Annotated in this window: 21 protein-coding genes and 1 tRNA gene; 15 read left to right on the forward strand and 7 right to left on the reverse strand. The window is 65.8% G+C overall.

Translation table 11 applies throughout. The features are described from left to right. The first annotated feature begins 80 nt into the window (after nucleotides 1-80). The 3 genes from B3547_RS12110 (at nucleotide 81) to B3547_RS12120 (ending at nucleotide 1,751) form a co-directional block, all read left to right on the forward strand. Nucleotides 81-863: an enoyl-CoA hydratase-related protein gene (locus B3547_RS12110; protein WP_292963442.1), complete on the forward strand. Its 783-nt coding sequence runs from the start codon at nucleotides 81-83 to the stop codon at nucleotides 861-863. A gap of 64 nt (nucleotides 864-927) precedes the next feature. Beyond that, a complete protein-coding gene (locus B3547_RS12115) occupies nucleotides 928-1,305 on the forward strand; it encodes a tRNA-binding protein (protein ID WP_292963444.1) in 378 nt (125 codons plus the stop codon). Then, nucleotides 1,305-1,751 (forward strand): DUF488 family protein, encoded by a 447-nt coding sequence (locus B3547_RS12120; protein ID WP_292963447.1) that lies wholly within the window; start codon nucleotides 1,305-1,307, stop codon nucleotides 1,749-1,751. The genes B3547_RS12115 and B3547_RS12120 overlap by 1 nt, the downstream gene beginning before the upstream one ends. Nucleotides 1,752-1,759: 8 nt before the next feature. Here B3547_RS12120 and aroB read toward each other — a convergent pair whose 3' ends face one another. Next, on the reverse strand, nucleotides 1,760-2,869 hold the full coding sequence (gene aroB, locus B3547_RS12125; RefSeq protein ID WP_292963448.1) for a 3-dehydroquinate synthase: 1,110 nt from the start codon (nucleotides 2,867-2,869) through the stop codon (nucleotides 1,760-1,762). Nucleotides 2,870-2,878: 9 nt separating this feature from the next. After that, nucleotides 2,879-3,460, reverse strand: a complete 582-nt coding sequence (locus B3547_RS12130) for a shikimate kinase (RefSeq protein ID WP_292963451.1) — start codon at nucleotides 3,458-3,460, stop codon at nucleotides 2,879-2,881. A 233-nt stretch (nucleotides 3,461-3,693) separates the two neighbouring features. On the opposite strand from B3547_RS12130, the gene B3547_RS12135 reads away from it, so the two are divergent. The 4 genes from B3547_RS12135 to B3547_RS12150 all read left to right on the forward strand — a co-directional run bounded on the left by B3547_RS12135 (nucleotide 3,694) and on the right by B3547_RS12150 (nucleotide 9,088). Continuing rightward, nucleotides 3,694-5,580 (forward strand): hypothetical protein, encoded by a 1,887-nt coding sequence (locus B3547_RS12135; RefSeq protein ID WP_292963453.1) that lies wholly within the window; start codon nucleotides 3,694-3,696, stop codon nucleotides 5,578-5,580. Between the two features lie 5 nt (nucleotides 5,581-5,585). Beyond that, nucleotides 5,586-6,509, forward strand: a complete 924-nt coding sequence (locus tag B3547_RS12140; protein ID WP_292963455.1) for a tyrosine recombinase — start codon at nucleotides 5,586-5,588, stop codon at nucleotides 6,507-6,509. A gap of 32 nt (nucleotides 6,510-6,541) precedes the next feature. Beyond that, a complete protein-coding gene (locus tag B3547_RS12145) occupies nucleotides 6,542-7,486 on the forward strand; it encodes an acetyl-CoA carboxylase carboxyltransferase subunit alpha (protein ID WP_124807390.1) in 945 nt (314 codons plus the stop codon). A gap of 117 nt (nucleotides 7,487-7,603) precedes the next feature. Next, complete coding sequence (locus B3547_RS12150) at nucleotides 7,604-9,088, forward strand: M48 family metalloprotease (protein ID WP_292963458.1); 1,485 nt, start codon at nucleotides 7,604-7,606, stop codon at nucleotides 9,086-9,088. A 91-nt stretch (nucleotides 9,089-9,179) separates the two neighbouring features. Here the strand turns inward: B3547_RS12150 and B3547_RS12155 are convergent, their stop codons facing one another. From B3547_RS12155 to B3547_RS12165, 3 genes are all read right to left on the reverse strand, one after another. Beyond that, nucleotides 9,180-9,374: a Flp family type IVb pilin gene (locus tag B3547_RS12155; protein WP_292963460.1), complete on the reverse strand. Its 195-nt coding sequence runs from the start codon at nucleotides 9,372-9,374 to the stop codon at nucleotides 9,180-9,182. 153 nt (nucleotides 9,375-9,527) lie between these two features. After that, nucleotides 9,528-9,719 carry a Flp family type IVb pilin gene (locus B3547_RS12160; RefSeq protein ID WP_194920867.1) on the reverse strand — a complete coding sequence of 64 codons (192 nt, stop codon included), beginning with the start codon at nucleotides 9,717-9,719 and terminating at the stop codon, nucleotides 9,528-9,530. Between the two features lie 95 nt (nucleotides 9,720-9,814). Next, nucleotides 9,815-9,970: a Flp family type IVb pilin gene (locus B3547_RS12165; protein WP_255530414.1), complete on the reverse strand. Its 156-nt coding sequence runs from the start codon at nucleotides 9,968-9,970 to the stop codon at nucleotides 9,815-9,817. Between the two features lie 166 nt (nucleotides 9,971-10,136). On the opposite strand from B3547_RS12165, the gene B3547_RS12170 reads away from it, so the two are divergent. From B3547_RS12170 to B3547_RS12200, 7 genes are all read left to right on the forward strand, one after another. Beyond that, nucleotides 10,137-10,538: a (deoxy)nucleoside triphosphate pyrophosphohydrolase gene (locus tag B3547_RS12170; RefSeq protein ID WP_292963465.1), complete on the forward strand. Its 402-nt coding sequence runs from the start codon at nucleotides 10,137-10,139 to the stop codon at nucleotides 10,536-10,538. Between the two features lie 41 nt (nucleotides 10,539-10,579). Beyond that, a tRNA-Arg gene (locus B3547_RS12175) sits at nucleotides 10,580-10,656 on the forward strand. Nucleotides 10,657-11,197: 541 nt separating this feature from the next. Continuing rightward, complete coding sequence (gene pdhA / locus B3547_RS12180) at nucleotides 11,198-12,208, forward strand: pyruvate dehydrogenase (acetyl-transferring) E1 component subunit alpha (protein ID WP_223806425.1); 1,011 nt, start codon at nucleotides 11,198-11,200, stop codon at nucleotides 12,206-12,208. Nucleotide 12,209: 1 nt separating this feature from the next. Beyond that, nucleotides 12,210-13,574 (forward strand): pyruvate dehydrogenase complex E1 component subunit beta, encoded by a 1,365-nt coding sequence (locus tag B3547_RS12185; protein WP_292963469.1) that lies wholly within the window; start codon nucleotides 12,210-12,212, stop codon nucleotides 13,572-13,574. 78 nt (nucleotides 13,575-13,652) lie between these two features. Next, nucleotides 13,653-14,222, forward strand: coding sequence for a hypothetical protein (locus tag B3547_RS12190; protein WP_292963472.1), 570 nt, complete (start codon nucleotides 13,653-13,655; stop codon nucleotides 14,220-14,222). A 207-nt stretch (nucleotides 14,223-14,429) separates the two neighbouring features. After that, nucleotides 14,430-14,897, forward strand: coding sequence for a hypothetical protein (locus B3547_RS12195; protein ID WP_292963475.1), 468 nt, complete (start codon nucleotides 14,430-14,432; stop codon nucleotides 14,895-14,897). A gap of 77 nt (nucleotides 14,898-14,974) precedes the next feature. Continuing rightward, nucleotides 14,975-16,942: an alpha/beta hydrolase family protein gene (locus tag B3547_RS12200; protein WP_292963478.1), complete on the forward strand. Its 1,968-nt coding sequence runs from the start codon at nucleotides 14,975-14,977 to the stop codon at nucleotides 16,940-16,942. Nucleotides 16,943-16,981: 39 nt separating this feature from the next. Here the strand turns inward: B3547_RS12200 and trmFO are convergent, their stop codons facing one another. Next, the gene (trmFO, locus tag B3547_RS12205) at nucleotides 16,982-18,340 is read right to left on the reverse strand and encodes a methylenetetrahydrofolate--tRNA-(uracil(54)-C(5))-methyltransferase (FADH(2)-oxidizing) TrmFO (protein WP_292963481.1); all 1,359 of its coding nucleotides are present in this window, start codon (nucleotides 18,338-18,340) and stop codon (nucleotides 16,982-16,984) included. 72 nt (nucleotides 18,341-18,412) lie between these two features. On the opposite strand from trmFO, the gene B3547_RS12210 reads away from it, so the two are divergent. Beyond that, nucleotides 18,413-19,084, forward strand: coding sequence for a lysoplasmalogenase family protein (locus B3547_RS12210; protein WP_292963484.1), 672 nt, complete (start codon nucleotides 18,413-18,415; stop codon nucleotides 19,082-19,084). A 2-nt stretch (nucleotides 19,085-19,086) separates the two neighbouring features. On the opposite strand, the gene B3547_RS12215 is transcribed toward B3547_RS12210, so the two are convergent. Beyond that, the gene (locus B3547_RS12215) at nucleotides 19,087-19,731 is read right to left on the reverse strand and encodes a hypothetical protein (protein ID WP_292963487.1); all 645 of its coding nucleotides are present in this window, start codon (nucleotides 19,729-19,731) and stop codon (nucleotides 19,087-19,089) included. Nucleotides 19,732-19,739 lie beyond the last annotated feature (8 nt).

Genomic DNA, 19,739 nt, shown 5'->3' on the forward strand with positions numbered 1-19,739 from the left:
TTGCACTTAAACGATCGATTAAATCGACTGGCGACCGGCCATCGCGCCGCGTGCGCCAAGCACGGAAGGGGTGTCTGACGATGGCTTACGAAACGATCCTGCTCGATATCGCCGATGGCGTGGCCACGATCACACTGAACCGGCCGGAACGGCTCAATGCCTGCTCGCTGCCGATGGCCGGCGAGATTTCCGACGCGCTCGATCATCTGGGCGATGCCCGCGTACTGGTGCTGAAAGGCGCGGGCCGGGCGTTCTGTTCGGGCGCCGACCTTCAGGCGCGCGGCGATCGCACCACCGGCGCGGGCGAGGGAAGCTATCTGGCGCTGCAGGGGCACTACAACCCGGCGGTCATGAAGCTCGCCCGGCTGAACCTGCCGATCATCTCGGCGGTCAACGGCGCGGCGGCCGGCGTGGGCTGCTCGATCGCGCTGACGGCGGACTTTGTGGTGGCGGGCAAGAGCGGTTATTTCCTCCAGGCGTTCGTCAACATCGGCCTGGTTCCCGACGGCGGATCGAGCTGGATTCTCCCTCGCCTGATCGGAAAGGCCCGCGCCACCGAGATGATGATGCTGGGCGAGAAGATCGGCGCGGACAAGGCGCTGGACTGGGGCCTGATCCACAAGGCGGTGGAAGACGCCGATCTCGAGGCCGAAGTTTCCGCGCTGGCCGCGCGGCTCGCCGCCGGGCCGACGCTGGCCTATGCCACGATGCGCCGCAACATCCTGACCGCGCTGGAAAGCAGCCTGACCGAAACGCTGTTGGCCGAAGCGGAAGGGCAGCGCGTGGCGGGCAACAGCGCCGATGCGACGGAAGGCGGCCTGGCCTTCCTCCAGAAGCGCAAGCCCGCGTTTACGGGGCGCTGACCGGCGACCGGCGAATGCGGCGGACGGGGGTTGCGGTCCGCGCCGCGATCCCCACAATGGCCCCATGCATCTCGATCTCGATCACGATCCCGCCGCGCCGCCGTCCGAAACCATATCCTTCGACGATTTCCTGAAAGTCGACATCCGTGTCGGCACGATTATCCAGGTCGAACCTTTCCCGGATGCACGCAAGCCCAGTCTCAAGCTGTGGATCGATTTCGGCGCTGGGCTGGGTGTCAAGAAAAGCAGTGCGCAGATCGCGGCGCTCTATGAAGGCGAACTGCTGCTGGGGCGGCAGGTGGCGGCGGTGGTCAATTTCCCGCCGCGCCAGATCGGCAAGATGCTGTCCGAAGTGCTGACGCTGGGCTTCGCGGACGAGCAGGGGCGCGTGGTGCTGTTCTCGCCCGACAGGCCCGTGCCCGACGGATCGCGGCTGTTCTGATGCCGGTGATCTGGACAATCGGTTACGAACAGGCGACCGTGGCCGGGGTGATGGCCGCACTCAACCGCGCGGGCGTGGACCTGTTGGCCGACGTGCGCGCCCTGCCGCTTTCCCGCCGCCCGGGCTTCTCGAAGTCCGCGCTGGCCGCCAACGCGCGCGAGGCCGGCATCGAATACCGCCATTTCAAGGCGCTTGGCACCCCGGCGGACGGCCGCGCCGCCGCGCGCCGTCACGATCATGCCGCGCTGGCACGCATCTACGCGGCGCAACTCGACCTGCCCGAAGCGGTGATCGCGGGCGCACAACTCGCGGAGCTGGCGCGCGAGCGCAAGGTGGCCCTGCTGTGCTACGAACGCGCCGCCAGCGAATGCCACCGCACCCTGCTGCGCAAGGCGGTGCTGCCCGATTTTGAAGTGGTCGATCTGCTGCCAGACGAGGCCGGCTGACGCGCTGCTCAGCCCCGCGCCAGTTCCTCGTCCAGGAACGCCGCGACGTCGCCCAGGTCCACGTCCTTGGCCAGGAACGTCTCGCCGATGCCGCGCAGCAGCAGGAAGGGCAGGGTGCCCGCGTCCATCTTCTTGTCGTGGAGCATGTGATCGGCCAACCGCCGTCCGTCGCAAGAGAGGTTCAGCGCGGCGAGCGAGGCGGGCAGGCCCACCGCGCCGATGTGCGCCGCCACGCGTTCGGCATCCTGCCCGCGCATCAGCCCCTGCCGCGCGGAAAAGCGCGCCGCCAGCACCATGCCCAGCGCCACGCCTTCGCCGTGGAGCAGGCGGTCGGAAAAGCCGGTTTCGGCTTCCAGCGCATGCCCGAACGTGTGCCCCAGGTTGAGCAGCGCGCGGACACCGGTAGTTTCCTTCTCGTCCGCCGCCACGATCCGCGCCTTGGCAGCGACGCTGCGCGCGATCGCATATTCGCGTGCGTCCGCCTCGCCCGCGAGCAGGCGGTGGCCGTTGGCCTCGCACCATTCGAAGAACGGCGCGTCATCGATCAGGCCATACTTCACGACCTCGGCATAGCCCGCCCGCACGTCGCGCGCGGGCAGAGTATCGAGCGAGAGCGGATCGGCCAGCACCAGCACCGGCTGGTGGAACGCGCCGACCAGGTTCTTGCCGGCTGGCGTGTTGATCGCGGTCTTGCCGCCCACGCTGGAATCGACCTGTGCCAGCAGCGTCGTCGGGATCTGGATGAAGCCGCAGCCGCGCTTCACGATCGCGGCGGCAAACCCGGTCAGGTCACCGATCACGCCGCCGCCCAGCGCCACGATATTGTCCTTGCGCTCGACTTCCTGCGCCAGCAGCCAGTCGATCACGCGGGCCAGCTGTTCCCAGCTCTTGGTAGACTCACCGGCTGGCAGCACCAGCCAGCGGCTTTCGATCCCCTCGGCCGCGAACGAAGCCGCCACCGTCTCGCGCCAGCGCGCGGCGACGTGTTCGTCGGTGACGATGGCCACGGTATCCTTGCGCAGGAAGGGGCGGCAATGCGTGCCGGCTTTCGCCAGCAATCCGGCTTCGATCCGGACATCGTATGGCGCGCCGGCGATGGCGACGGGGATGGTGGCCATGCTGTTTTCCTACAACCAGTTGTCGATCGCCCGCAGGATGCGCACGGCAGTCACCTGATGCGGCTGGTTGCCGCTGGTAACGTGTATCGGCGCCTGGGCATAGGCGGGCCGGCGCTCTTCGCGCAGATTGGCAAGGATTTCACGAGGGTTGCCGCCGCGCAGCAGCGGGCGATTATCCTTGCGGCCAACGCGTTCCACCAGCGTGTCGACGTCGCTGTCCAGCCAGACCGCGATTGCGCGGTCGAGGATCAGCTGGCGCGTTTCCGCATCGCAGAAGGCGCCACCGCCGGTCGCCAGGATCTTGCGGTCGGTGGTCGCGCCCTCGCCCACAAGACGGGCGATCACCCGCCGTTCGCCGCTGCGGAAGTAAGGCTCGCCATAAGTCGTGAAGATTTCCGGGATCGACATCTGGGCCGCCCGTTCGATTTCCTCGTCCGCATCCACGAACGGCTGGTGAAGCATCGCCGCCAGCTTTCGGCCTACGGTGGTCTTGCCAACGCCCATCATGCCGACCAGCACGATCGGCCGGTCGATCCGGCGGGTGATCCGCGCCAGATCGGAACTGTTGAGCGAGGCGGCGTCTTGGTCCATTGCCGGGCCGCCTATAGTTGCGCTACTGCGCAGCGCAAGCGTCGCGCGGTTTCCGCGGGATGACGCGCGTCAGGCAGCGGCAGGTGAGGTCGCGTGAACAAGGTATTGGTCGCTGGCGGCGTTGTCGCGCTTGTTGCGATAACGGCGGCATTATTGGTGGTAGCATGGATCAGGGGCGGAGCGGAGCCGACACAATGGATCGAAGAGCCGGTAAACGCCCCGGGGACAGCACCGTGAGCCACGATACCCCGACAAGATCGAAGAACGGGCGTGCGTTCATGCATCGCTGGCGCCTTGCCTTGCTGGGCTGCGCCGCGCTGACCTGCATCTCGGGCATGGTTGCCGCGCAGGAATCATTGCTACCTCCCGGTTTCGATAACGCGCCCGCGCCGGCGGCATCGCCCAAGCCCAACGCCTCGCGCCCAGCCACTTCAACTCCCGCTCAACCGGCGACGGCGCCCGGATCGGCCGCCTCCACATCGGTGCCGGTGGTCCAACCCGTTCCCGGCGCGCCGGCGGTGGCATCGGCGCCAGTCGACGACGGGCTGCTCGATGCGATCGACCCTGCGTTGCTGGACCAGCTGATCGCCAGCGCCACGCCGAAGTTCGATACGCCGGTCTCCAGCCAGCGCAGCTTGTCGCGGGTGGGCGTGATCGACGAACAGGACGGCGGTTTTCCCGCCACGTCCACCCATTTCCTCAACGGCGCGTTCGTCGAAGGCGTGATCGGCCGGATGAGCGGCGATTTCGTTTCGCGCTGGGGGCACATCCTGGTGCGCCGCGCGCTGGCAAGCCGGCTGGATACACCGGTCGGTATGAACGGCGCGGACTGGGCAGCCCTGCGCGCGCAAGCGCTGCTGCGCATGGGCGAGGCCGATGCCGCGCGCGCCATGGTGCAGGAAGTCGATAGCGGTTTCTATACCCCCGGGCTGGAGGATGCCGCGATGGGCAGCTACCTCGGCACCGCCGATCCGGTGGGCCTGTGCCCCATCACCGGGCTGACGGCGGCTGGGCGCCAGGGCTGGGACTGGGATCTCGCCCGCGCGATCTGTTCGGCCTTCACCGGCGATGGTCCGCCGGCGATGGCGCAACTCGATCGCGCGATGCGGCGGGGCGACGGCGAGAAGATCGATATCCTGCTGGCGCAGAAGTTCGCGGGCGCGGCATCGAACACGCGCCGTGCCGTCACGATCGAGTGGAAGGACGTCACCACGCTCACGCCGTGGCGCACGGGCATCTCACTTGCCACCGGGCTTGAACCCCCCCAAGACTTGCGCGCCAAGGCGGGGGCGGCCTATCAGTTCTATGCCGTTCGCGCACCCATGCTTTCCCTTGCCGCGCGCGCGACCGCAGCCGACGTGGGCGCCGGGCGAGGCATCCTGTCGAGCGCGGCGATGGTCGATCTCTATGGCGAGATCGCCGCGCAGGAAGATCCGGACAAGGCCTGGGGGCCGCTCGCCGACAAGCTGCGTACCGCCTACGTTGCACCCGATGCGGATGATCGACTGGGCGCGATCAAGGAACTGTGGGGCGATGGCAGCGATCCTGATCGCGCCTATTCCCGGCTTGTGCTGACGGCCTATGCCGCCGCGCGGGTGGTGCCGGGCGATGGCATGGCCGATAGCGCCAGCGGCTTGATCGCCTCGATGCTGACCGCTGGCCTCGATCAGAACGCGGTGCGCTGGGCGCCCTATGTCAAGGCTGGTAGCGAAGCCTGGGGATTGCTGGCGCTGGCCGCGCCAAACAAGCTGTCGGCAGTGGACGCGGGAACGCTCGATACCTTCCAGTCCAACGATGACAGCACCGATCAGATGCGCTCGCGCTTTCTGCTTGCCGGGCTGATGGGGCTGGGCCGCATCGATTCCTCGGCCGCCACCACGCTCGCGGGCAAGCTCTCGGTGGACATGAACCGGCAGACCCGATGGACGCGTGCGATCGACGCGGCGGCGGAATCGAACAATCCCGCGCTCGTCGCGCTGCTTGCCGGTTTCGGGATGCAGGGCGCCTCGTGGGACCGGATGACGGCGGTTCACCTGTTCCATATCGTTTCCGCGCTGCGCCGGGTCGGCCTGGACGGTGAGGCCCGGATGATCGCGGCAGAGGCAGTGGCGCGAGTCTGATCCGGATGGCCGGCGCCGCCCTTTCCGCCGCGATGCCCGGCGGCCTGATCGGCGCGTTTCTCTCCATGCTTGCGGCGGAACGCGGCGCGGCCGCCAACACCATCGAGGCTTATCGCCGCGATCTGACCGGTGCGCAGGCCATCGTCGGCGATCTGGCTGGCGCGGACCGGGAAGCCATCGCCAGCCTTGCCGGGCACTGGGCCGAGCTTTCCCCCTCGAGCATCGCGCGCAAGGCTTCGGCGTTGCGCCAGTTCTACGGCTTCCTGATCGACGAGGGCCTGCGCACCGACGATCCCTCCATCGCCATGCCGCGCCCACGCGCGCGCCGTCCGCTGCCACGCCTGCTCGATCACGGGGAGATCGCCCGGCTGTTCGCCACGGCGGAGGAGGAAGCGGGCGCCGGCACGCACGATGGCGTGCGCATGCTTGCCCTGCTTGAATTGCTCTATGGGTCCGGCCTGCGCGCGACGGAACTGGTCTCGCTGCCGCTCGTCGCCGTGCCGCGCGATGCGCCGTTCCTGGCGATCACCGGCAAGGGCGGGCAGCAACGGCTCGTGCCCGTGGGCGCTCGCGCGATCCGGGCGCTGGCGGAATGGCTGCGGCTGCGCCCGGCGGGCGGCCGCTTCGTGTTTCCCTCGCCGCGCGGCGGGCACCTTACGCGCGTGCGCCTGTTCCAGTTGCTGCGCGATCTGGCCGCGCGCGCCGGAATCGATCCCGAAAAGGTCAGCCCACACGTGCTGCGCCATGCCTTCGCCACGCATTTGCTGGAAGGCGGGGCGGACCTGCGCGTGCTGCAGACCCTGCTGGGCCATGCCGATATCGCGACCACCCAGATATACACCCACGTCGATGCCTCGCGGCTTGTCGCGCTGGTCAACGAACGGCATCCGCTGGCCGCGTCCACAGGACGCGCCGCAGGACGCAGTTGACCACGGGCGCGCACCGCCCTAGCGCGTCTGCCATGATTTCGTATCTCGAATTCGAGAAGCCGGTCGCCGCGCTGGAAGCGCGCATCGCCGAGCTTCGGGAGACCGCGCAGAGCGGCGAACTGGACATCGCGTCCGAAATCCGGCGGCTGGAAAACAAGTCAGCCGAACTGCTGGCCAGCACCTACAAGGCGCTGACGCCCTGGCAGAAGACCCAGGTGGCCCGCCATCCCGCCCGCCCGCATTTCCGCGACTATGTCGAACGGATGTTCGAAGGCTTCATGCCGCTGGGCGGCGATCGGCTCTATGGCGAGGATCAGGCGATCATCGGCGGGTTCGCGCGGTTGGGCGATCGCCGGGTCATGCTGATCGGCCACGAGAAGGGCAACGATACGCAAAGCCGCATCCGCCACAACTTCGGCATGGGCAAGCCCGAAGGCTACCGCAAGGCGGTGCGCCTGATGGAACTGGCGAGCCGCTTCGGCCTGCCGGTGGTGACGCTGGTCGATACTTCGGGTGCGTTCCCGGGCGTGGAGGCGGAGGAGCGCGGACAGGCCGAGGCCATCGCCCGTTCGACCGAGGCCTGCCTGGCGCTCGGCGTGCCGATGGTGGCGACGATCGTGGGCGAGGGCGGTTCGGGCGGCGCGGTGGCGCTGGCGAGCGCCGAGCGCGTGCTGATGCTGGAACATGCGGTCTATTCGGTGATCTCGCCCGAAGGTTGCGCCTCGATCCTGTGGCGCACGGCGGAAAAGGCGCCCGAAGCGGCCGAGGCGATGAAAGTTACGGCGCAGGATCTGCTCGCGCTGGGCGTGATCGACCGGATCGTGCCCGAACCGGTGGGCGGCGCCCATCGCGATCCCGCAGCAACGGCGGCGGCTCTGTCGCAGGCGATCGCGCAGGAACTGGACGGACTGGCAGGCAAGTCGCCCGATGCTCTGCGCACGATGCGGGCGGATCGTTTCCTCCGAATTGGTGCCTGATCCGTTCGTCGCGCTGGCGCGCGGGAACCGGATTTGGCACAGAAGATTTCGGTTTGCGACAAAGCGTCGCGGCATTTGCCGCAGCCGTTGCGATCGTGATTGTTCGAGGGAGATGCCATGAAAAGCCGAAACCGCCTGCGTCTTGCTGTTGCCGGACTGTCGGTTCTTGCGGCGGGCGTGGCCGGGTCTGCCATGCTGCCGGGCGCTCCCGTGCGCGCTCAGGCCAATGCCGTCCAGGCGATCAGCGCGTCCGACAAGAAGCAGGGCGCTGAAGCGCACCCCCAGCTCCTCCAGGAATACGGCGGTGGCCTCACCGGACCGCAGGCGACTTACGTCGAATCCGTGGGCAAGACCATCGCCGTTCAGTCGGGCCTCAGCAACGCGCGGGGCGATTTCACCGTCACGCTGCTCAATTCACCGGTGAATAACGCCTTCGCCATTCCGGGAGGCTATATCTACGTCACCCGGCAACTCGTGGCGCTGATGAACAACGAGGCGGAACTGGCCGGCGTGCTGGGGCACGAAGTCGGCCATGTCGCCGCGCGCCACGCCGCAAAGCGGGAAAGCGCCGCCACGCGCAACACGATCCTTGGCGTGCTCGGTTCGGTCCTCTCCACCGCCGTGCTCGGCAATTCGGCGGCCGGCCAGATCGGCCAACGCCTGTTCTCCACCGGTAGCCAACTGCTGACGCTTAAGTATTCGCGGTCGCAGGAAACCGAAGCGGACAATCTTGGCATCACGTATCTGGGCCGCGCCGGCTACGACCCCCGCGCAATGTCCACGGTGTTGCAAAGCCTGGCCAATCAGACCGCGCTGGACAGCCAGATCGCGGGGCAGGGCAATTCGGTGCCGGAATGGGCCAGCACGCACCCGGACCCCGCCTCGCGCGTGCGCGCCGCGTTGCTGCGCGCCGGGACCACCGCCACGGGGATGACCAACCGCGACACGTTCCTCACGCGCGTGCGCGGCCTGACCTATGGCGACGATCCCAATCAGGGTGTTGTCGACGGGCGCACGTTCACGCACCCGCAGTTGCGGCTCGCCTTCCAGGCGCCGGCGGGATTCTCGCTGGTCAACAGTGCCACGTCGGTTGCGATTTCCGGCCAGTCGGGCAAGGGCGAGTTCGCATCGGGCAAGTACAGCGGCGATCTTTCTGCCTATGTCCATTCGGTGTTCGCCGGGCTTTCGTCGCAGGGACAATTCGCGCCCGATACGCTGCAGACGACCACGATCAACGGCATACCCGCCGCCTATGGCACGGCCAGGACCACCAGCAACGGTTCGACGGTGGACGTGGTGGTCTATGCCTATGACTGGGGGCAGGGGCAGGCCTTTCACTTCGCCACGATCAGCCAGGCCGGGCAGGCGGGGCAGTTCGACTCCATGTTCCGCTCGATCCGTCGCATCAACGCGACGGAAGCGAGCGCGGTCAAGGCGCGCAAGCTTGATGTGGTGACGGTGAAGAGCGGCGATACCGTGCAATCGCTGGGCGCGCGCATGGCCTACACGGACCGGCCGGTGGACCGCTTCCTCGTGCTCAACGCGCTGACCGCCTCCAGCAGGCTGGTGCCTGGCCAGAAGGTCAAGCTGATCGTCTATTGATAGCGGGCGCAGGGCCATTTCAGGGCCGGCAAACAGAAACGGCCGGCGTGAAGCCGGCCGTTTCGTTCGTGTCAGGCAAGGCGACGGACGATCAGATCGTCTTGGCCGCGGCCTTGGTGTTGGCGTTGTTCATCTTGCCCGACACCGTGTTGAAGGTGTTGGTCAGCGAATTGCCGAGCGAACCCATCGCGGTGATGGCGGCAACGGCGATGAGCGCGGCAATCAGGCCGTACTCGATCGCGGTTGCACCTTCTTCGTCGCGCAGCAGCGCGTGGAAGAGCTTCATGGTCGGTCCCCTTTTCAGATGCCTTGCGGTACAGCCTTCCGGCGGTGACGGACGCCGGGCGAGGGGCTGCAGCGAAAAAGGCGGCCGGCGATTGCGCCGACCGCCTCTTTGGCTTGGATCGCGGTCCAGGACCGCGACCGATCACGTTTGCGATTAGTTCTTCGCAGCAGCGGCCGTGTTGGCGTTGTTCATCTTGCCCGACACCGTGTTGAAGGTGTTGGTCAGCGAGTTGCCGAGCGAACCCATCGCGGTGATGGCGGCGACGGCGATGAGGGCGGCGATCAGGCCGTATTCGATGGCGGTCGCGCCTTCTTCGTTCGCGAGCAGATCACGGAAAAGCTTCATGTCAGGTCTCCTTAAGCGTCTTCTTGTTCCCGACCCGCTCCGTGTTGTCCCTGGAGCAGGTAGGGCTGAATTAGGCGGCATTTCCTAAAACGACGTTAATTGGCCGCGGCGCTGTTCGATGCGTTTTCGACCGAATGCCACAGGGCAACCATCTGGTTGGTGAAGTTGTTCATGCCCCCAATAATGGCAAGCGCGATGAATCCCACCAGCAAGCCGTATTCAACGGCCGTGGCGGCGCTTTCATCGCGCATAATTTTATGCCACAATTCCAACATATTACTTGGCCCCCGCGTCACGGTGGCGAAAGGTTACGGGATTGTTCCTAAAATTTGATTTACGAAAAGTTTCGGGCCTTCCAGCGGAGCCGGTTGTCGCGTCCTTTGCGATCCGCCAGTATTTTTTATCCGGAGTGGATCGATGCGAATTGTTGTTGCGGCAGCCATGATCGACGGGTGGGGCAGGGTCCTGCTCCAGCGTCGTCCGGAAGGAAAACAGCATGGCGGCCTGTGGGAATTCCCCGGCGGCAAAGTCGAAGCCGGCGAAGGGCCAGTCCAGGCGCTGATCCGCGAAATCGACGAGGAACTGGGTGTGACCCTGTCGGCGGCTGATATCACGCCGCTGTCGTTCGCCCACACAGATGATTCGAGTGGCACGCCGCCGATTCTGCTGCTGCTATACGTCTGCCGTCTGTGGAAAGGGGAACCGGTCTGTGAAAAAAATGCGATGCTGAAATGGGCGGGAAGACCGGAAATATCGACGTTTCCGATGCCGCCCCTGGATGTTCCGCTGGCAAAAGCGGTGCTTGCGTTGCTGAAGTGACTTGCCAACACGGAATCGCTCTCCTAAAGGCGCGTCTCCCGGCGCCCGTAGCTCAGCTGGATAGAGCATCAGACTACGAATCTGAGGGTCGGACGTTCGAATCGTTCCGGGCGCGCCATTCCCCCGAAAGGGCGGAAATGTTCAGGCCGGCCAGGTTATCCTGGTCGGCCTGAAACGTTCTGGCGGTTCGTAATTCCGTCCTCTCGCTGCCTCTCCCGCCCTGCCTCCCTTCCGGGCGCATGACGTACCCATCTGCATCCGCAGCCCTGTCACGGTTGATTCGGATGTTGCGGGCGCGCCGTCATGCGCCCAGCGCGTCTCCACCCCCGTGAAACGCCAAATTGAATTGTCCTTCTTACGATAATAACCAAATCGGTGTGAATAGCTATCCGGGAACGGGAGCAGGCCGGTTGGACGTTGCGGAATCCTCGCAACTGGCTCATACGCAAGCCAAGCTTCGCACGATCGAAGCCGAGGCTGCCAGAAAAAGGATCATCGACTTGGCCAAGTCCGCCAGGCCCCGCGCCGCCAAACCTGCCGCTCCCGTCACCAAACCCGCAGCAACGCGCCGCCGCGCCGCCAAGGCCACGCCGCCCGCCGCCGCGGAGCCGGTGATCGCTTCGGCGGCGGATGAACCGCTCGACGAGGCCACGTTCGCGTTGCGCAGCCTGCAACAGGCCCACGCCAACAATCGCCGGTTCGAGGCGAGCGACGACGAACTGCTGCACTTCTACGAACAGATGGTGCTGATCCGCCGGTTCGAGGAAAAGGCGGGCCAGCTCTATGGGCTGGGCCTGATCGGCGGGTTCTGCCACCTCTACATCGGGCAGGAAGCGGTCGCGGTCGGGCTCCAGTCGGCGCTCAGCGAAGGGCATGACAGCGTCATCACCGGCTATCGCGATCACGGGCACATGCTGGCCTATGGCATCGATCCCAAGGTGATCATGGCCGAACTGACCGGGCGCGGCGCGGGCATCTCGCGCGGCAAGGGCGGGTCGATGCACATGTTCAGCACCGATCACAAGTTCTACGGCGGCCATGGCATCGTCGGCGCGCAGGTGCCGCTGGGTGCGGGCCTGGCCTTCGCGCACAAGTACCGCAACGATGGCGGCGTGTGCATGGCCTACTTCGGCGATGGCGCGGCCAACCAGGGCCAGGTCTATGAAACCTTCAACATGGCGGCGCTGTGGAAGCTGCCGATCGTGTTCGTGGTGGAAAACAACGGCTACGCCATGGGCACGGCGGTCAAGCGCGGTTCGGCCGAGACGCATTTCTACCGTCGCGGCACCGCCTTCCGCATCCCCGGCATCGACGTGAACGGCATGGATGTGCTGGAAGTGCGCCAGGCGGCCGAAGTGGCGCTGGAATTCGTGCGCGGCGGCAACGGGCCGGTGCTGCTCGAACTCAAGACCTATCGCTATCGCGGGCACTCGATGTCGGACCCGGCCAAGTACCGCAGCCGCGAGGAAGTGCAGGAAATGCGCGAGAAGCACGATCCGATCGAGGCCGCGAAGACCGAGCTGCTGCAGCGCGGCGTGGCCGAGGACCGGATCAAGGACATCGACAAGAAAATCCGCCAGGTTGTGGCAGAAGCCGCCGATTTCGCCGAAAGCTCGCCCGAGCCGGCATTGGCCGAACTGTATACCGACGTGGTGGTGGAGCAGTACTGACATGGCGATCGAACTGAAGATGCCCGCGCTCTCGCCGACGATGGAAGAGGGCACGCTGGCCAAGTGGCTGGTCAAGGAAGGCGATGAAGTGAAGTCCGGCGATATCCTCGCCGAGATCGAGACCGACAAGGCGACGATGGAATTCGAAGCCGTGGACGAAGGCACCGTCGGCCAGATCGTCGTTCCCGAAGGGACCGAGGGCGTGAAGGTCGGCACCGTGATCGCGCTGCTGCAGAGCGAGGGCGAGGAAGCCGCGCCGGCGCCTGCCGCGGCTTCCGCGCCGGCTCCAGCCGCAACGCCGACCCCGGCCCCCGCACCTGCGCCAGTTGCCGCGCCGGTTGCGGCCAAGCCCGCCGCCGATCCCGAAGTGCCCGCCGGCACCGCTATGGTTCCCACCACCGTCCGCGAAGCGCTGCGCGATGCCATGGCCGAGGAAATGCGCGCCGACAGCCGCGTGTTCGTGATGGGCGAGGAAGTGGCCGAATACCAGGGCGCCTACAAGGTCACCCAGGGGCTGCTGGACGAATTCGGCCCCCAGCGCGTGATCGACACCCCGATCACCGAATACGGCTTTGCCGGCATCGGCACCGGCGCGGCGATGGGGGGCCTGCGCCCGATCGTGGAATTCATGACGTTCAACTTCGCCATGCAGGCGATCGACCACATCATCAATTCCGCCGCCAAGACGAACTACATGTCCGGCGGCCAGATGCGCTGCCCGATCGTGTTCCGCGGCCCCAACGGCGCGGCGAGCCGCGTCGGCGCGCAGCATTCGCAGAACTACGGCCCGTGGTACGCCGCCGTCCCCGGCCTTGTCGTGATCGCGCCTTATGACGCGGCCGACGCCAAGGGGCTGATGAAGGCCGCGATCCGCAGCGAGGACCCGGTGGTGTTCCTCGAAAACGAGCTGGTCTATGGCCGCACGTTCGATGTGCCGCAGCTGGACGATTTCGTCCTGCCGATCGGCAAGGCCCGCGTGGTGCGCGAAGGCAGGGACGTGACCATCGTGTCCTATTCCATCGGTGTGGGCTATGCGCTCGAAGCGGCGGCCAAGCTCGCCGACGAGGGCATCGACGCCGAAGTGGTCGACCTGCGCACGCTGCGCCCGCTCGACAAGGAAACGGTGCTGGCCTCGCTCGCCAAGACCAACCGCCTTGTCGTGGCCGAGGAAGGCTTCCCGGTCTGCTCGATCGCGTCGGAAATCATCGCGATCTGCATGGAGGAGGGCTTCGACAATCTCGATGCCCCGGTCCTGCGCGTCGCCAACGAGGACGTGCCGCTTCCCTATGCCGCCAATCTTGAAAAGGCGGCACTGATCGACGCCAACAAGATCGTCGAGGCGGTGAAGAAGGTCTGCTATCGCTGAGGGCGAGGGGCGCTGCGGTTTCCGCACGGCAGCGCCTGCCCCGGCGAAAGACCCTGATTTCCGATGGATCAGCCGATCATGGACCTGGCTGACCAGCTTGCCCCGCTGGAACGGTTCGCCGTGGCCTATGCCCCGGCGGCGGCGCGGGCGGCGTGGATCGGCCTGTTCGCGTTCGAACAGCGCCTGGCCGATACCGCGAAGCCGGGGCGCGATGCGCTGATGATCCAGCTGCGGCTCGCGTGGTGGCGCGATCGCATGGCGCAGGAGGCCGCGCTGTGGCCACGGGGCGAACCGCTGCTGGCCGGCCTGCAAGTCTGGGATGCCGAGCGCCCGGCGCTGGGCGCGCTGGTCGATGGTTATGAGGCGCGCCACGTTGGCGAGGATGGCGGCGCCGAACTCGCCCAAGCCCGGATCGAGGCGTTCGTGGCGCTCGGGCGCCTTTCGGGCGTGAGCGATCCCGGCCCGATCCGCGCGAGCGTGGCGCAATGGCTCGATCCCGATCCCGCCGCGCCGATGCCCCGGCTGCCCCGCCCGATGCGCCCGCTGGCGATTCTGGCCGGCATGGCGCGACGGCAGGCGAGGGGCCTGCCCGACACCGGCCTGCGCGGCTTCGGCGCGGCGCTCCGGCTGGGCCTGACCGGCCGCTGACCGGCTCGCGCGGAGGCGCAAAGGCACCCCGGCCGCAGGCCCCCAAACCCATTCCAGAGCCCCAATCCCCGGCTGCCATGAGCCGCCCACCTCTGGCGCCCCCCTCTGCGCTTCCGCGCGAACAAGTATCTACCAAATCGGTCCCAACTCGCCCTGCCGCCCTCGTCCCGCGCGCGATAGCTTGGTCCGGATCGGAGGGAACGCGCGGTGAACCGGATCGTGCTGGGAGCGCTGGGCGCCTTGTTGGTGGTGGCCGCCGGCCTGTTCTGGTGGCAGGGCCGCGCGACGAATGCCGACCCGCCGCCCGCACCCCGGCTCGCACTCGATACGCCCACCGCCGAGACGGACGAGCTGCCCGATGCCGACGGGGAAGGGCTGCAAGGCCCCGCGCTGCCGCAGGCGACCGAGCAGACCCGCGAACAGAAGCGCTTCGACCGGCTCGACCGCGACCGCGACGGCCGCATTACCCGCAACGAGATGCTGGCCCCCCGCGTCCGCGATTTCCGCAAGCTCGACGTGGACGGCAACAACCTGCTCAGCTTCGAGGAATGGGCCGTCAAAACCGCCGACCGCTTCAAGACCGCCGACGCCAACGGCGACCAGTCCCTCACCCGCACGGAATTCGCGACGACGAAACCGAAGGTGAAGAAGAGGCAGGATTGCGCGTGCCGGTGAGTTTTCTCCCCTTGACGGTTAACCCGCGATTGTCTCCGCATAGAGACTACTGGCGATGGCGCGTTGGAGGATTGTTGATGACCATGCGGAGGTTGCTGGGCATTTGCGCAGCAGTGGTTCTAAGCTTTGGGAATATCGTTCCCTGTGCCATCGCATATGCTGGCTCGCCTCCACCGCTCGCGGCTTACGGGCAACTGCCCGGCGTGGAAATGATGGCACTGTCTCCGTCCGGTGAACGTCTCGCGATAGTGGGCCTGGCAGAAAACGTCCGGCGCCTCGTGGTCCTTGACGCCAACAAAAAACCGTTGCTGGCGATCCCTGTAGGGGATGCAAAGGTACGCGGGATATATTGGGCCGGGGAGGACCGGGTCCTTATCATGAAATCGGAAACGACAAAGCTGGATGCCGGCTTTTCTACCGACATGACTGAACTTTTCACGATGGTGGTGGTGCCGCTCAACGGTGACAAGCTCTGGTCTGTTTTTGCCAATGACGAAAAAATCACCGGCGGCGTTCGCGGATTTTACGGAATTCGGCAAAGGGATGGGCGCTTTTATGGATACTTTGGCGGCCTGACCTACAAGGGTGATTTTAGGTCACCGGTGGGCTACCTGACATCCGGCGGGCCGGTGCTGTACGAAGTCGATCTGCAGAACCGGCAGTCCAGAATGGTTGCCCCGCGCTTCGAGAACAACGGCTTTCGGCAATGGGTTCTGGGTAAGGATGGCAAAGTCGCGGCGACGCTGGACTATATTTCCACCAACGGAACCTGGACGATCCGCAACGCGGATGGAACGAAAATCCAGGAAGGGGCTAACCCGCTCGGCGATGTTGGTCTGGTTGGCTTGGGGACGACGGTGGAAACCGTCATTCTAAGCGATGAGCGTGAAAATGGGGAAGTACGCTGGTTCGAGACGCCGCTGGGTGGTGGCGCATCGAAAGAAATCCTCGCCGATGTTTACGTCCACAAATACTTCACCGACACTTATACGGGCCGGTTGATCGGGTATCAGCAGGAGGGAGATACACCAGCCTATACCTTCTCCGATCCGCGCCAGCAAAAGATCGTAAGCGCCGCAATGAAGGCATTTCCGGGTCTGATAGTTCATTTGATCGATTGGAGTGAAAATTTTGACCGGCTCGTCGTCATGACGGAAGGGGCAGACGATCCGCAAACATGGTGGAAGATTGATATTGCCAACGGCAAGGCAGAAGAGATCGGCTTTTCCTATCCGATCGATCATGCTGACGTGGGCCCGGTGCAGGTCTTCAAATACAACGCTGGTGATGGCACCGCCATCGAAGGCGTTCTGACACTCCCGCCCGGTCGCGACCCCAAAAATCTGCCTGTGGTCGTTCTTCCGCATGGCGGCCCAGCGGCTCGGGACTACCCCGGCTTCGATTGGTGGGCGCAGGCATTCGCCTCCCGTGGTTATGCCGTGCTTCAGCCCAATTTCCGCGGCTCGACCGGTTATGGCGCGGCGTTTCAGCACGCTGGTAACGGCCAATGGGGGCGGATCATGCAAAGCGACATTTCCGACGGTCTGGCCGCGCTGGCCAAACAGGGGATCGTCGATCCTAAACGTGCTTGTATCATGGGCGCCAGTTACGGCGGGTTCGCTGCACTCGCCGGAGTCACTCTGCAACATGGGATCTATCGCTGCGCGGTGTCTGTGGCAGGCGTCAGCGATGTTGCCCGTCTGGCGTCAACTAACATTGTGGGAAGTAACTATGACAAGGCAATGAGGCACGCGGTTGAACAGGAATTGGGTGCGCGGCGCGATTTGCGTGCGATCTCGCCTATCAACTTCGCTACCGGGGCGGACGCTCCGATTCTGCTGATCCATGGCAAGGACGACATCGTGGTGCCTTACGATCAGAGCAATGACATGGCGGTTGCGCTCCAGCGCGCCGGCAAGCCTGTCGAACTGGTGACTCTGACGGACGAGGATCACTGGCTTTCGCGCAGCACAACCCGGCAGGAAATGCTGGAAGCGGCTATGCGCTTCATGGAGCAGCACAATCCCGCCGATCCTGTGCGTTAACCTTTAGGGATTGCGCCGTCGCGCGTGCCGGGCGGGGGCTCAAACCCCCGCCACCAACCACTCCCCCAAATCCCGCTTCGCCCGCGCCGTGTACGCCTCCTTGCGCTCCTTCTTCTTCACGCTGGCGTCCACCGGTGGGAACAGGCCGAAGTTCACGTTCATCGGCTGGTAGCTTTCCGCTTCGGCATCGCCGGTGATGTGGGCGAGCAGCGCGCCCAAGGCGGTGGTGCGCGGGGGTGGGGTCCAGGGGCGGCCGGCGAGTTCGTGCGCGGTCATCAGCCCGGCGAGCAGGCCGACCGAAGCACTTTCGACATAGCCTTCGCAGCCGGTGATCTGCCCGGCGAAGCGGATGTGCGGGCGGCTTTTCAGGCGCAGTTCCCGGTCCAGCAGCGTGGGCGAATTGAGGAAGGTGTTGCGGTGCAGCCCGCCCAGCCGTGCGAATTCCGCGTTTTCCAGGCCGGGAATGGTGCGGAACAGCCGCACCTGTTCGGCGTGCTTCAGCTTGGTCTGGAAGCCCACCATGTTCCACAGCGTGCCCAGCTTGTTGTCCTGCCGCAATTGCACCACGGCATAGGGCCAGCGCCCGCGCGGAAATTCGGGCGTGGCGCTGTGCGGGTTGTCCAGCCCCACCGGCTTCATCGGCCCGAAACGCAGCGTGTCCTCGCCCCGTTCGGCCATCACCTCGATCGGCATGCAGCCATCGAAATAGGGCGTATCCGCTTCCCATTCCTTGAACGCGGTCTTGTCGCCATCGAGCAGGCCCTGCCGGAACGCGCGGTATTGATAGCGGTTCATCGGGCAGTTGATGTAGTCCTTGGTCTCGCCCCGGTCCCACCGGCTCGCCATCCAGCACACGTCCATGTCGATGCTGTCGCGGTGGACGATGGGGGCAATGGCATCGAAGAAGGCGAGCGCTTCCGCCCCGGTGGCGCCGCCGATGCTTTCGGCCAGCGCCGGCGCGGTGAGCGGGCCGGTGGCGACGATCACCGGCCCCTGCGCCGGCAGCACGTCCACCCGCTCGCGCACGATCTCCAGATTGGGCAGCGCCGCCAGCGCCTGTTCCACCGCCGCCGAAAACACGTCGCGGTCCACGGCGAGCGCGGAGCCCGCCGGCACGCGCGCCGTTTCGGCCGCCGCCATCAGCAGGCTGTCGCAGCGGCGCATTTCCTCGTGAAGCAGACCGACCGCGTTCTTTTCGTGATCGTCCGACCGGAAGCTGTTGGAGCAGACCAGTTCGGCCAGCCCCGTGCCCTGGTGCGCCGCCGTGGTGTCGCCGCCGCCTGGCAGATTGGCGCCGCGCATTTCCGAAAGGCGCACGCGCACGCCGCGCCGGGCAAGCTGCCATGCCGCCTCGCTGCCGGCCATGCCGCCGCCGATGATGTGAACCTGATGCGTCATGCCCCGCGCATTGGCATTGCCTTGCGGCGCGGACAACCCCAAGGTGCGCGGCCATCACGCGGGAAGGACGGTATGACAGGTCGCGCATTGGCCGAGCGGCGGCCCTGGCTGCTCGCCAGCCTGGTCTTCGGCATCAGCTACTGGTTCATCGCCGGCGGGCCGGTGCCGGGGCTCTACCAGATCGCGTGGAAGGGCGCGGGCGTGGGCCTGCTTGCCGTCTACGCCTGGCTGCACCATCCTTCGCGCGGGGCGCACCGGATCGCGCTGGTCATGGCGCTGGGCGCGCTGGGCGACATGGTGCTGGAAGTGGCGTTCACCGCCGGCGCGGCGGCGTTCTTCGCGGGCCATCTCGTCGCCATCGCGCTCTACCTGCGGCACGGGCGGGGCAGGGCGGTGCGTCCGCTGGACAAGGGCATCGCGATCGCGCTGGTCGTCGGCGTGCCGGTGCTGGCCTGGCTGCTGCCGGCGGATCGGGCGATGGCGATGCAGGTCGCGCTCTATGCCCTGCCGCTGGGCGGGATGGCCGCGGCGGCGTGGCTCAGCGCATTTCCGCGCGGACGCGTGGGCGCGGGCGCGCTGCTGTTCGTGGCTTCGGACCTGCTGATCTTCGCGCGCATGGGGCCGCTCGCCACCAGCGCGCTGCCACCCCTGTTGATCTGGCCCCTCTATTACTTCGGCCAGTTCCTGATCTGCACCGGCGTGATCGCCACGCTGCGCCGCGAAGGGGAGTTCAGCGCGGAGTAGCCTTATCCAGCGTAGGCGAAATAGACCTTACCATGCTTGGGATCGACTACCGTTATGGCTCCGCCGGCCCCGTAAGTGTAAAAGGATCCGGGGGTGCGGATCACCAGATTGAACGCGTCCGCCCTATCGTTTTCCAAAGGGAGACCGAAACCATACTGGTCCAGGTAGGACCGAATATCCGCAGCGCCCCCTGTCGCTGGATGGTCGACGTAGGAGTGCCACTTCCTGCCATTTTCCACGCGATCATCCACTGGCGTCTCAAGCCACCCCAGGTTCTCTCCGCCTAACGCCGCTCCAAGATTTTTCCCCTGGTCTATGGCCCACGTAGCGCTCGATTCCGTAAGTCTGTAGACCACGAATCCTGTCTCGTTTCCGCCAGGCCCAAACCCCCAAGCCTTTTCGACTCTGTACTCGATAGCAGATGCGTGAAGCGGTTCAGGCACTCTGGACAGAGCCGAGAAATAGTCCCCTGTTTTGAGCGCCAGATAAGGGGAGGCGATCACCGCAAAAGCAATCGCTCCAAAGCCCAGCCTTTGCCGCCAGTGCCAATCGTGCCACTTCCTGAACAATTTTCGGGAAAACCAGAAAATTCCATATAAATAGAGCGCGATAAGGAAAAGGATCAGAAAAAGAACGGCAAGCAGCATGCCTTTGC

Source organism: Novosphingobium sp. UBA1939, from assembly GCF_002336885.1.
Lineage (GTDB): Bacteria > Pseudomonadota > Alphaproteobacteria > Sphingomonadales > Sphingomonadaceae > Novosphingobium.